This is a genomic window from Flavobacterium sp. LHD-80, from assembly GCF_030929605.1.
GTDB lineage: Bacteria > Bacteroidota > Bacteroidia > Flavobacteriales > Flavobacteriaceae > Flavobacterium.
Genome location: NZ_JAVFVS010000014.1, coordinates 30,092 through 44,600 on the forward strand (window position 1 = coordinate 30,092; position 14,509 = coordinate 44,600).

At 35.0% G+C, this 14,509-nt stretch carries 7 protein-coding genes; all 7 read left to right on the top strand.

Annotated elements, in window-relative coordinates; translation table 11 throughout:
- Positions 1-4 precede the first annotated feature (4 nt).
- The 7 genes from RB619_RS20450 to RB619_RS20480 all read left to right on the top strand — a co-directional run bounded on the left by RB619_RS20450 (position 5) and on the right by RB619_RS20480 (position 14,508).
- Complete coding sequence (locus tag RB619_RS20450) at positions 5-988, top strand: Gfo/Idh/MocA family oxidoreductase (RefSeq protein WP_308100956.1); 984 nt, start codon at positions 5-7, stop codon at positions 986-988.
- Between the two features lie 70 nt (positions 989-1,058).
- Entirely contained in the window at positions 1,059-2,597 is a 1,539-nt protein-coding gene (locus RB619_RS20455; RefSeq protein WP_308100957.1) for a sugar porter family MFS transporter, read from the top strand.
- A 6-nt stretch (positions 2,598-2,603) separates the two neighbouring features.
- Entirely contained in the window at positions 2,604-4,187 is a 1,584-nt protein-coding gene (locus RB619_RS20460) for a glycoside hydrolase family 43 protein (protein WP_308100958.1), read from the top strand.
- 17 nt (positions 4,188-4,204) lie between these two features.
- The gene (locus RB619_RS20465) at positions 4,205-5,326 is read left to right on the top strand and encodes a glycosyl hydrolase (protein WP_308100959.1); all 1,122 of its coding nucleotides are present in this window, start codon (positions 4,205-4,207) and stop codon (positions 5,324-5,326) included.
- Positions 5,327-6,022: 696 nt separating this feature from the next.
- Positions 6,023-9,202, top strand: a complete 3,180-nt coding sequence (locus RB619_RS20470; protein ID WP_308100960.1) for a SusC/RagA family TonB-linked outer membrane protein — start codon at positions 6,023-6,025, stop codon at positions 9,200-9,202.
- A 12-nt stretch (positions 9,203-9,214) separates the two neighbouring features.
- On the top strand, positions 9,215-10,645 hold the full coding sequence (locus tag RB619_RS20475; protein ID WP_308100961.1) for a SusD/RagB family nutrient-binding outer membrane lipoprotein: 1,431 nt from the start codon (positions 9,215-9,217) through the stop codon (positions 10,643-10,645).
- Between the two features lie 476 nt (positions 10,646-11,121).
- Complete coding sequence (locus RB619_RS20480; RefSeq protein ID WP_308100962.1) at positions 11,122-14,508, top strand: SusC/RagA family TonB-linked outer membrane protein; 3,387 nt, start codon at positions 11,122-11,124, stop codon at positions 14,506-14,508.
- Position 14,509 lies beyond the last annotated feature (1 nt).

The window sequence follows — 14,509 nt, forward strand, 5'->3', positions numbered from 1 at the left end:
CAAAATGAGTGATAGTCGTATAAAGTGGGGAATTATAGGTTTAGGAAATATTGCCCATCAGTTTGTAAAAGATTTGGCTTTGGTTGAAGAGGCTGAACTGTATGCTGTGGCTTCCAGAGATTTGCATAAAGCAAAAACTTTTGCGGCAACGTATAACGCATTATTTTTTTACGATGATTACAATGCGCTGTTTGACGATGCAAAAGTAGAAATTGTCTATATTGCTACCACACACGATTTACATGCTAGTTTGACTATAAAAGCATTACAGTCAAAAAAAGCCGTTTTGTGCGAAAAACCAATTGCTGTAAATTACGCTCAGGCTTTTCGGATGGTTCAGGCTTCAAAAGACAACAATTGCTTTTTTATGGAAGCTTTATGGACGCGATTTAATCCGTCGATTAGAGAAGTTCTTCTAAAAATAAAGCAAGGAGAAATTGGCGATATAAAATACATCAATGCTGATTTTGCCTTTTCGGTACAAAAACTAAATGAAAGAATGACCGACTTAAATTTAGCAGGAGGTTCTTTGTTGGATATGGGAATTTATCCTTTATTTCTAGTGTACGCGATTTTAGGAAGACCTGATAAAATAATGGCTCTTGCATCTTTTTTTGATTCGGGAGCAGATGCACAGACTTCAATGATTTTGCAATATAAAACGGCTCAGGCAATTTTGCACAGCAGTTTTGTATCGCCTTCTAACATGGAAGCGACTATTAGCGGGTTAGAAGGCAGAATTACTATAAATTCGATTTGGCATGAAGCGCAATCTTATTCTGTAGTACGAAACAATCATAAAGTAGATTATGCGCTTCCAACAAAAGGGAAGGGTTTTACATATGAAATTGAAGAATGCCATTTTTGTTTGAAAAAAAAGCAGATCGAAAGCAAATTATGGTCGCATCAAAATAGTTTAGATTTGATGGCAATAGTAGATTCGGTTCGAAAAGAAATCGGATTGATATATCCTTCAGACAAAGAATAAATAATTAAAAAAATGATATAGAAACGCTTTTTCAAGTGTATTTATAAATTAAAAACAACCATACTTTTAAATGAAAAAATCAATATTTGTAGCCTTTATAGTTTCTTTAGGAGGATTTTTGTTTGGTTTTGATGCCGGAATTATTTCCGGAGTAATGTCATACGCTGGTCCCGAATTTAATTTGAATGATTTTCAAACGGGCTGGGTAGTAAGCTCGCCGTCTTTTACCGCCATGTTTGCTATGTTGATTTCTGGGCGTTTGAGCGACATTATTGGCAGAAAAAAATTACTGATTCTTGCTGCATTTTTATATGTCTTATCTATTATTTTATCGGCTTTTACTATAAATTATGAAATGCTGTATATCGCTAGAATGATTGGCGGAATTGCATTTGGAATCGCTTTAGTAATTGCACCGACCTATATTGCCGAAATTTCACTCGCAGAAAGCAGAGGCAAACTCGTTTCTATTCAGCAATTAAATATTGTTCTTGGTTTTTTTGCTGCTTTTTTGAGTAATTATTATTTCAATTATTTGCATACTTCTGGCCAAACCAGTTTTTTAACTGAAGAAAATGTATGGCGCTGGATGCTTGGTATTGTGCTTATTCCTTCGATTGTTTATTATATTCTTTTATTTTTTGTGCCCGAAAGTCCGCGTTGGTTATTTACTCAAAAGAGGGATTTCGAAGCACAAAAAGTACTTGTTGCGATGCACGGAAGTGAAAAAGCGGGAATTGAAACTAAGAATATTCTAGAAAGTTTAAGTGAAGAAAAACAGAGCACTGAAAAAGTACAATTAAAAGATCTTTTTAAACCTGCATTAAAATTTGTTTTTACCGTAGGATTGGTAATTGGTGTTTTACAGCAAATTACAGGAATCAACGCCATTTATTTTTATGCAACATCCATTTTTAAACAAACAGGTATTGGCAATAACGCTTCGTTTTCTTCCGGCGTTTTATTGAGTTTTATAACCGTTGTTTTTACGATTGTCGCCATGTTTTTAATTGATAAAATGGGACGAAGACCTTTGTTGTTAATTGGCGTTGCCGGAATTGCAATTAGTATGGCTTTATGCGCTTACGGATTTAAAGAGGCTAAATATCAATTAACAAAACAGGAAATTTCAAAGTTTGATATTTCAATTCAAAATAAATTAATACCAATTGCAGATAAAGTTTACGAAAATGATATTGCGTTCAAAAATGAAATGAAAACCCTTTTAGGAGATCAGACTTACGCAAAAAATGAGGGTATAATTCTCGAAAATGCGACCGAAATGAATGCCGTTTTGGTATTAATTGGTGTCATGGGATTTATTGGCTGTTTTGCCTTTTCATTAGGGCCTGTAATGTGGGTTTTATTGTCAGAATTATTTCCAAATCGTTATAGAGGTTTGGCAATTGGCGTAATTGGTTTCGTCAATAGCTTTGCAAGTTGGGTGGTACAGCAGGTTTTTCCTTGGGAATTATCAAATTTAGGAAATGCTTTAACCTTTTTAATTTTTGGAACTATTGCGTTAATTGGCTTCATTATTTTATTAAAAATTCTGCCTGAAACCAAAGGAAAATCATTGGAACAAATAGAAACCGATTTTGTAAAATAGAAAAATATGATTCAGAACCCAATTTTAAAAGGTTTTAATCCAGATCCTTCTATTTGCCGAGTTGGAGACGATTACTACATAGCAACCTCAACATTTGAATGGTTTCCGGGCGTCCAGATTCACCATTCAAAAGATTTGAAAAACTGGAAAGTTATTGCGCATCCGCTCAATCGGATTTCGCAATTGGATATGAAAGGAGTTCCAGATTCCTGTGGTGTTTGGGCGCCATGTTTATCGTATAAAAACGGAATTTTTTATCTGGTTTACACCAATGTAAAATCATTTGATGGCGTGTGGAAAGACACACCAAATTACGTAGTTACGACTAATGATATTTTAGGCGAATGGAGCGATCCAATTTATTTGACATCAGCTGGTTTTGACGGGTCTTTTTTTCATGATGATGACAATTCGACTTGGTACACCAATATGCTGGTCGATCATAGAAACGGGAAATTTTTTGGAGGCATCGAACTTCAAAAGTATGATACAGACGAAAAGAAATTAGTTGGAGAAATCTTCTATTTAACTTCAGGGACAAATTTAGGATTTACAGAAGGGCCTCATTTATATAAAAAAAACGGATATTATTATTTGATTCTGGCTGAAGGTGGAACCGAATATGGCCACGCAGAAACTGTTATGCGTTCTAAAAATATTACAGGACCTTATGAAGCACATCCACAAAACCCCATATTAACGGCTCGGAATTCACCGGAATATGAATTGCAAAAAGCGGGGCATGCATCGCTTGTAGAAACTCAAAACGGAGATTGGTATGTTGTATTTTTAGTCAGTCGTCCGCTTTCAGTTCAAGGAAGATGTATTTTGGGAAGAGAAACTGCAATTGAAGAAATTATTTGGAAAGAAGATTGGCCGTACCTGAATTCCGGTTCGAGTTTGCCTCGTTTAGAAATTCCGCTTCCTAATTTGATCGAAGTTTCATTTCAAGAAAATAGCGAAAGAGAAGATTTTGATTCGGAAATACTGCCGATAGATTTTCAAACTTTACGAATTCCGCTTACAGAAGATTGGATTTCGTTAACAGAAAATCCTGGTTTCTTGAGACTAAAAGGAAAAGAATCGCTTACTTCAACACACACTCAAGCTTTAGTAGCAAGACGTTTAGAACATTTTAAGGCTGAAATTACAACATCAGTGCGTTTTGAACCCCTCAAGTTTCAGCATTTGGCAGGTTTGATTTTGTATTATAATACAGGGCACTATCATTATCTTCATATTACAAAAAGTGGTGGTCAAAAAGTGCTATCTATAGTCAGTTGCTGTAATTATAAAATGATTGAACAAAAAGAGATTATCACCGTTTCCGGAATTGAAGAAGTTTTTCTCAGAGCGACAATTAATTATGATAGATTGCAATTTCGATTTAGTAAGGATGGAAGTAATTTTGAAAAAATTGGAGAAAAACTCGATATGAGTATTTTATCTGATGATTATGTTCGTGATGAAAGTGAACGTTATCGACCGGCTTTTACGGGTTGTTTAGTGGGATTGTGCTGTCAGGATTTGGCAACCAATTCTAGATATGCCGATTTTGATTGGTTTGAGTACAAAATTTCAGATTGTTGATTTTAGATTTTAGATTTATGAAATTAAGATATTTTTTTATTGGACTTTCTTTTTTAATGTTTGGATGTAAGCAAAATGCGTCCAAAACTGCAGATTTAAAAGAAGAAAAACATGCTAAATTTGAGCCTGAGGATGGAGAAGTTATTCTTTTTATTGGTCAGGAAAATGATGCATTAGGCGGAACAGAAAAAGATAAAAATGGTTATCTAGATCATTTTCCAGCACCGGGCGGATTTACCATGTATACTGATATTATGCCTGGATTAACAGAAGAATTTGATGGACATTCCTTTACTTATTCGGGTTTAAATGGAATTTTTGAAACGGCAGATTGGGGCGATGGCCCAGAAAATATGTCGATTGTGTTGGGAGACGAAGATTTTAAAAACTCGGCTTTAGCAATTGGTTTGGCAATTATTGATAATGAAGAAAAAATTGCTAGCGGTGAGTTAGATTCGTACATTCTCAAAATGGGAAAGTTTTTCAAAAGTTTAGGAAAACGCCCTGTTTTTCTGCGTATTGGTTTTGAATTTGACGGTCCGTGGAATCGTTATGAAAGAGTGGCTTATATCAATGCATTTAGGCATATTAAAGATAAATTAGACCAACAAGGCGTTACAAATGTTGCTTATGTCTGGCAGTCAAAAGGTTTTGAAAGCAGCTTACAAGATTTAGAAAATTGGTATCCAGGTGATGATTATGTCGATTGGTGCGGTTTCTCTTTCTTCAATAATTACAAACAGGAAAATATGATCGCTTTCGCAAAATTAAAAGGCAAGCCAGTTTTTATTTGCGAAGCTGCACCGACAGTAACCGACTGGGAAAAAGATCCAAAAGGAAATACAGGATTAACCAAAGAAATGAAACTTTCAAATCCTGAACAGGCAAAATTAGCTTGGGAAGAATGGTTTGTTCCTTTTTTTAAAACCATAAATGATAATCCGAAAACGGTGAAAGCGATAAGTTATATTAATGCTAACTGGAAAGACAAACCGAGATGGAAAGTGAATCCGACGTTTAAAGGAATTGATTCCAGATTGCAATTAAGCGAGTTTATTTCAAAAAAATGGAATGAAGAAGTAGGGAAGGATAAATACTTAAAAGCTTCACCAGATTTATTCGATAAATTATACAATTAGAAGACAATATTTACCCTTATTTGTTCCTTTAAAATTAACAAAAACAGCCAAGAGTTCACCTGAATTCTTAGCTGTTTTTTGTTTTTAAAATGCTTTGTAGTTGTTGTTTTTTATCTTTAAAAGATTTTAATGAACTTCTCAATTTTAGATTTTCATTTTGTTAAATTAGTAAAATTCTTATAAAATGTTAAAAAAGAGGCAAATTACTAACCGCCTTGTTTTTAGTTGATTAAAATTCCGAAATCAATATAGTTAACAATTTTTTCTCAAAAAAAACCTTTAAAATTTTTGAATTAGAAATTTTAATTTACTTTTGTTCTATCAAATTAGTAGAGTTTAAAAATAACCCAGTAAAATAGGCATTTAATACATTTTATTTTGAGTAGACAAGAACGTCTTTAAACCATTTTCTTTTTGAAGTTGACGTTTTTTAAGAATTCTTGAATCTCAAAATCACAAAATATAGCACAAGATAAATTCGTAATCGCAGAATGAAATCTTGCAAAAATCCAAGTCAAATAGTAATAATCAAAAAAGAAAAAAAGAAAATGAAAAAACGAATGTGCAGTAAATAAAAAACCATTTCTGTTGCAGCAGAAATGGTGAAGCTTAAAAGAAATTGTTCATCTCTATAAGGACAGCGAGGACGGAAAATCCGTTTTCGGGTCACCTTATTTATTAAACTAAAACAAAGTAATGAAAAAAAAATTAAATACATATGCATGGTTATGCATTTTATTGATTTCCATAGGGCTTAGGGCTCAAGAGACTAAACCTTTAATCCAGTCAAAACTTGAAGGAACAGTAGTAGATGCTGTTACAAAGGAGCCTGTAATTGGTGCTTCGGTAAACATTAAAGGCACTACACACGGAGTAGTAACAGATTTAGATGGAAAATTCTTTTTCCAGACAGGACAAAAATTTCCGTACACACTTATCGTAAGTTATTTAGGTTATAAAAAAGCCGAGGTTGTTGTGAATCAAAATGCTGTGGTTATTGATCTTACTGCAGAACAGAATGTGCTTTCAGAAGTTGTAGTTACTGCGCTAGGTATTACAAAAGAAAAGAAATCATTAGGATATACTACTCAGGCAGTTAAAGGAAAGGAATTATCAGATACTAAAGAGACGAACTTTTTAAACAGTCTTAGTGGTAAATTAGCTGGTGTTCGTATTACTAATTCTCAAGGAGATATGGGATCTTCACGTATTATTATTCGTGGAGAAACTTCTATTGCAGGAAATAATCAGCCGTTATTTGTTGTTGACGGAATTCCTGTAGACAATTCACAGTTGAATGCTGGAGGCGCAACGAGAGATTTCAAAAACGCAATTTCCGATTTAAATCCGCAAGATATTGAAACATTAACGGTATTAAAAGGTCCTAACGCGGCAGCACTTTACGGATCGCGTGCAGCACATGGTGTTGTTCTTATTACAACAAAATCTGGAAAAGGTCAAAAAGGACTTGGGATTACTGTTAACTCTGGAATAACAGTTTCTGAAGTTAGTACTTTGCCGAGTTATCAAAATACATTTGGTCAAGGTTCAAACGGAAAATTCAGTTATATTGATGGAAAAGGAGGCGGTGTTAACGACGGAGTTGACGAAAGCTGGGGACCTAAAATGGATGGACGCTTGATTCCGCAATTTTACTCTAATGGTGTTGCAGTGCCTTTTGTGGCGCATCCTAATAATGTGAAAGACTTTTTTAATACAGGTCTTACTTATGATAATAGCGTTTCTATTGCTAAATCAGATGACAAATCAGATTTTCGTTTAGGAGTAAACAACCAAAAACAATTAGGTACAGTGCCAAATAGTGAAGTAAATAAAACAAACTTCAGTGTGAACACGAATTACCAAATATCTCCAAATATTAAAGTTGGTGTTACTGCAAATTATATTACTACAAATGCTCCAGCATTGCCAGGAGGCCCATCAGGTGGACGTGCAGCGGGAGTAATGCTTCAGTTTCTTTGGTTCGGGCGTCAGGTTGATATTGATCAATTAGATAAAAATTGGAACCAAAACTGGAATAACAGCTACTATAGCAATCCATATTGGAATGCTTATTATAATACTACAAGCCAGCAACGTAATCGTATAATTGGTGATGTTCATTTAGATGTAAAAATTATCGACGGACTTAATTTTAGATTCCGTACAGGAGTTGATTATTATAACGATCGTAGAAAATACACAATTAAATACGGTACAAACGGAACTCCGTTTGGGTCTTATGCAGAAGATGCTTATACTGTAAATGAACAAAATACAGAAGGAATTCTGCAATACACTAAAAAACTGAATAATGATTTTAGTTTAGATGCTCTTGGTGGATTCAATATTCGTAACCACAGTGATGCAAACAACTATCAAAAAGCGCCGCGTTTAGCTGTACCAGATTTATACACTTTGACAAATTCAAGAGATCCGTTAACGTCATCAAACACATTATCTAGATTGAGAGTTTACAGTGCATATGCTTCGGCACAATTAGGTTTCAGAAATTATGCGTTTTTAAACTTAACGGCTCGTAACGATTGGTCGTCAACTTTGCCAAGTAGTAATCGTTCTTATTTTTATCCTTCTATTAATGGAAGTTTAGTTTTAACTGATGCTTTGGATATTAAAAGCAATACGCTTGATTTCTTAAAAGTGCGTGGTGGTTGGTCTGAAGTAGGAAATGATGCTGATCCTTATCAATTATCAACAGTTTATAATTTTCAGACAGCATTCGACGGAAATCCGATTCAAACTTCTTCTCAAAAGAAATTGAATGAGAACTTGAAGCCAGAAACGACTCGTTCATCTGAAGTTGGTTTAGAAGCTTCTTTCTGGAAAAACAGATTGCATTTTGATGCTGCTTACTATAATACAAATAGTTTTGATCAAATTTTAGAGATAAAAACTACAGCTTCAAGTGGTTATAATTCACAATTGATCAATGCAGGAAAAATTAATAATCAAGGTATTGAAATTCAGTTAGATGGAACTCCGGTTCAAACTGAAAACTTCAAATGGAATATTGGTGTAAATTATTCAAGAAATATCAGTGAAGTAAAAATTCTGGATTATGACAAACAAATTCAGAACTACACAATTGGTACATCTGGAGGAGTTGATGTGTTAGCATCTGTCGGGCAAGCTTATGGAGCACTTTACGGAACAGCTTATCAGCGTGATGCAAACGGAAATATTGTAGTTGGAGCAAATGGATTGCCAAAAGCTGATCCAGCAAAGAAAGTTTTAGGACATTATACTCCAGATTATTTAGCAGGTGTAACCAATACTTTGACGTATAAAAATATTGAATTGTCATTCCTTGTAGATGCAAGTGTAGGTGGAGAACTTTTTTCTGGAACAAATAGAACAGGAAATTATACAGGAGTTTTAGCTCAAACAATGCCAGGTCGTGATGCTGCGAATGGTGGATTAAACTACTATATTTCTGGTACTACAAAAACGTTATTGCCAGCAGGTGCAGCTGCTCCGGGTGGTGCAACAGTATATGATGACGGTATGATCTTTAACGGAGTTTATGCCGATGGAACAAAAAACACTTCAGTGCTTAGTGCGCAGGAGTATTACAAAGCATCATACAACATTAGCGAGGCCTACATTTACAGCTCAACTTTTGTAAAAATGAGAGAGATAAAACTGGCATATAATTTCAATAAAGCATTTGCTAAAAAACTTGGATTACAAGGAGCAAGTATTACTGCTGTTGGTCGTAACCTGTTCTTTATCTATAAAGACGCACCAAATATTGATCCTGAAACAGCTTTCAATACTGGAAATGCTCAAGGGTTGGAGAGTTTAGCTTTACCAACGACGAGAAATTACAGTCTTAATGTTAATCTTAAATTTTAAAAACACAGAATCATGTTAAAAAAACTATCATATATAACGCTGTTTGCACTATCGCTAGCTTCGGTTTCTTGCAGCGATACTTTGGATGAAATTAATAAAAATCCAAATGCAACCGAAACACCGTTGGCACCTTATCTGTTGACAGGAACGTTAAAACAGGGCGCCGATTTATATTGGGGGTCAACAAATAATTTTGACTCGTCTTTATTGTTTGTACAGCATTGGGCTAAAATCCAGTATACTGAACCAGATCGATATGATGTATCTAATACTTCTTTCACCTCTTTATGGAATACAGGATATGCAACTTTGGTTACAGATTTGAACACGATTATTAATTTTCCGGCGGAACAGGCAAATTCAAACTATAAAGGAATTGCATTAACATTGCGTTCTTGGATATTTTTATTGCTGACGGATGCTTACGGAAGTATTCCGTATAAAGAAGCAGGTCAAAAAGTAACGCCAGCATATAATACTCAAAAAGAGGTTTATACAGGATTGCTTGAAGATTTAAAACAAGCTCAGTCTTTATTAAATGCATCAAATGGAGCAGTTACAGGAGATTTAGTGTATAAAGGAGACATTCAAAAATGGAAAAAACTGGTAAATTCACTTCGTTTGCGTATTGCATTAAGAATTTCAGATAGAGAACCTGCTTTAGCAAAACAGGCAGCAATTGATGCGACAAGCGATGCAGCTGGAGTACTTAGCAGTAATAATGATACTTTTAAGTTTACATACATCAGTTCGCCTCAGCAAAATCCAGCTTCGGCATGGTTTGAAACTCGAGATGATTATCGTATTTCAAAAACTATGGTTGATAAATTAAATGAGTTAGTTGACCCACGTTTACCTGTATATGCACAATTGCCATCAGATGCAAGTGTAGGGAAATATGTTGGAGGAGCAAACGGATTGTCAAATAGTGATGCAAATAGCCAAGGTTTTGCAAAAACATCAAAACCAGGAACTTATTTCCTGACTTCAACATCACCGGCTGTAATTGCTTCTTATTCAGAAACATTGTTTAATCTTGCTGAGGCAGTGGCTAGAGGTTATATTTCTGGAAATGCAGAACAGCTTTATAAAAGTGCTATCACAGCATCTTTCAATCAATTCGGAATTACAGATGCTACAGTTATTGCTAATTATTTAAATCAAGCAACTGTAAAATATGATGCTTCTAATTATGCAAAATCAATTGGTACTCAAAAATGGATTGCATTCTACGGGCAAGGCCTTGATGCATTTACAGAATGGAGAAGACTTGATTTTCCAGTATTAAAAGCTGGGCCTGCTACGGTTCTAGATGGACAATTGCCTTCGCGTTTCTTCTATCCAGGTACAGAACAATCTTTAAACGGAGTTAGTTATCAGGCAGCAGTTGCGGCTCAAGGAAAAGACCTTCTTACTACCAAACTTTGGTTTGATGTGAAATAAGTAATTGCCATCCATTAAATAGTAAAAAGCTAAATCGAAAGATTTAGCTTTTTTTGTTTTTAGACTATTTGTTGTCAAAACAGTATTCATTATAAGTGTGATAGTTACACAGTGTTGCTGTTTGAAAGACGCTATGCACCAATTTTGATGATTTATATTTTTGATAAAATCGGGCTACCGAATAATGCTTTTTGTTTTTTGAAAATAAACCTGATTTGATATCCCTTTTTAGCCTTGATTTTAATTCGTTTGAATATTATGTAATTTTTCCTGCTTTTTTTTATTGATGCCATTTTTTTAAGGCAAAAAACGAGTTGAATTGCATCTGCAAGACTATAGTATCCCCAAAAATGTATTTTATTACCCCTCCTCAGAACCATTATTATCCAATTTTGCACAGCAGATCACTAATCGATTCCACCTTAGTCGCAGTGATTCACACTAACTAATTAATTAACCAAAAAGTAGAACCAAAAATGACAAATTTTATTAGGATTAAAAATGGTCCTGATTGTGTATCGGTATTTAGTTTGAAAAAGAAAATGATAATGCTCTGTGCATTGCTTTCTTTAACTCAGATTGATGGATACGCAATTAGTTCTAAAAGTGCAAAAGAACATCAAAATGCAGACTTTCAAAAAAACATCAAGGGACTAGTAGTTGATGAAAGCGGCATGCCGATGCCAGGAGTTTCAGTTTTAGAAAAAGGAAGTAAAAATGGTACTTCAACAGATTTCGACGGAAAATTTACTTTAAAGGTAGATAATGACAATGCAGTAATAGTGGTATCTTATTTAGGGTATGTAACTGCCGAAGTTAGCGCAAAAGGCGAAGCTTCAATTACTGTAAAAATGAAAAAAGCTACTACTTCATTAGATGAGGTTGTAGTAGTAGGTTACGGTAAAATGAAGAAAAAGGATTTAACTGGAGCAATTGTTCAAGTAACGCCAGATAAACTTGCAAACCAAAACCCGCAGACAGTTCAGGACATCTTAAGAGGTACTCCAGGTGTAAGAGTTGGTTATGATCCTTCGGCAAAAGGAGGTGGAAGCATCCAGATTCGTGGACAGACTTCTGTGTATACAGGGAATGATCAAAAATCAGGTGGTCCTCATAATTCACCGCTTATTATTTTAGACGGAATGCAGTTTTATGGTGAGTTATCAGAAATAAATCCTGATGATATTCAGCAACTTGATATCCTAAAAGATGCTTCGGCTGCATCTGTATATGGATCGAGAGCGGCTGCGGGGGTAATTCTTATTTCAACTAAAAAAGGAAAAACAGGTAAACCTATTGTAAGTTTTACTACAAACACAACAATTAGCAACAAGAGCGCTTATCGTGGTGTGTATTCTCCAGAAGGATATTTAAAATATCGTGAAGATTGGGAAACTGCTCAAACTTATGGTGTTAACCCAACAACGAAGCAATACGAAGCATGGATAGCAGGAACTGTTGCTAATGGTAAGCCTGGATATTTTTCAAGTCCAAATGATTTGGCAAAATGGGGTATTACTGAAGCGCAATGGTTAGCGTATCAGCCAGCTACTCAAACAGCTGGAAAAAGCAGTAAAGAAGTATGGGGAACACGTTTAGGATTGAATTTTGATCCTTCGTTAATGGCAAATTTCCTTGCTGATAAAACACATGATTGGAGCAATAGCTCATTCAGAACAGGAATTAATCATGACAATAATTTAAGTATTTCTGGGGCAAGCGACAAGGTTAACTATTACATGTCTTTTGGTTATTTAACTTCAGAAGGTGCTATTGTTGGAAATGATTATAAATCAGCTCGTTCAAATATGAAAGTTGACGCTAAAATTACAGATTGGCTTGACTTTAGTGCAAACGTTAATTTTCAAGATAGAACAGATGGAGATATTACTCCAGAACTTGGAACAGCGTCTGGTCAAAATAATATGATGAGAACCAGCCCGTACGGAACTTTTATAGATGCAAACGGCAAGTATGAGAGGCAGCCAATGGGGAAAAACGTTTCAGGACAGAATTATAATTATTACTACGACCGCCAATTTATTGAGCAGGAGAGAGGTTATGTTACATTGAATTCGGTTTTCAATACAAAAGTTACATTGCCTTTAGGTATTACATATTCATTTAATATCGCGCCTCGTTATCAGTTTTTTCACAGACGTGATTTCAGATCGACACAAAATCCAAACTGGGCACCAGCGACTACTGGAGCAGTTAGAAATAATGAAATGAGGTTTGATTATAACTTGAACAATACATTAGCATGGGATTATACGATTGCAGAAAAGCACCACATCATTGCAACTTTTGTTCAAGAAGCTGAGGAACGTCGCTTTTGGTCAGATGGAATGGATGCCAATAATATTCAACCTTCAGATGCTTTAGGATTTCACAATGTTAATACTGCAACATTGGCAAATAGCGTACTTAGATCAAACGATACACATGAAACGGCAGATGCATTGATGGCAAGACTTTTCTATTCATTTGATAATCGTTATATGTTTACGGCGACTGTTCGTCGTGATGGATATTCAGCATTTGGAGCTTCAGATCCTTATGCAGTTTTCCCTTCTTTTGGTGTTGCATGGACCTTCAAGAATGAAAATTGGTTTAAATGGGATGCGATGAGCACTGGTAAATTGCGTTTGTCTTGGGGTAAAAATGGTAACAGATCGCTTGCAGATCCGTACATTTCTTTGGCAAACTTAGTAAATAATGGTACAATGGGGTATTTAGATGCTTCAGGAAAAGCGCTTGAGATGAGGTATTTATCACTTGACCGTATGGCAAATCCAAATTTGCAATGGGAAAAAACAACATCAACAAATATTGGTCTTGATTTAGGTTTCTTACATGATCGCATTACAGCTACTTTAGATCTTTACAAAACGGCTACTCATGATATGATTATGAGTCAATCGTTGCCTGGTTTCACTGGATTCTCATCTATTGCAACCAATCTTGGAGAAGTTCAAAATAAAGGTTTTGAGTTTAGTATTAACACACTTAATATGAAAAAACCAAACTTTGAGTGGCGTACTACATTCGGTATTTCTTATAACGAAAATAAAATTGTGTCATTATATGGCAATATGGTTGATATTAAGGATGCTGCTGGTAATGTTATTGGGAAAAAAGAAGGTGATGATTCAACTAATGGATGGTTTATAGGAAGACCGATCTCTCAAATTTGGGATTATAAAGTAACAGGAATTTGGCAAAAAGATGAGTGGAAAGAAGCTCAAAGATATGGACAGCGTCCTGGAGATCCAAAAGTTCAAAACAGCTATACAGCAGATGATGTAGATGCAGTTGATTCAGATGGTGTTGCTTATAAAAAAGCAGTTTATAATGAAAAAGACAAACAGTTTATTGGAAATTCAACGCCTCCAGTACAATGGACCTTACGCAATGATTTTAAGATTTACAAAAACTGGGATTTAGGAATCAGTATGTATTCTTATGCAGGAGGAAAATCACTTAGTTCAATTTATATGAACACTTTCAACGATAGCAGTTTGTATAAATTTAACTTTAATCCATATGTAAATCCGTATTGGACACTTGACAACCCAACAAACGAATGGGCTCGTCTAGACGCTAAAGGACCTGCCGGTGCTCCAGTTGCACCAGGAAGATTGTATGATCGCAGTTTTGTGCGTTTAGATAACATTTCGATAGCTTATACGCTTCCTAGAGATCTTTTAGATCGCGCGCATATTAAAAATATTAAAATTTATGCTTCTGTTCAAAATGCGGCAACATGGTCTGCTTCTAAAGAATGGAAATATTTTGGAGATCCAGAAACAGGAGGATTGGCTACAAGACAGTTTAATTTAGGTTTTAATTTCCAACTTTAAA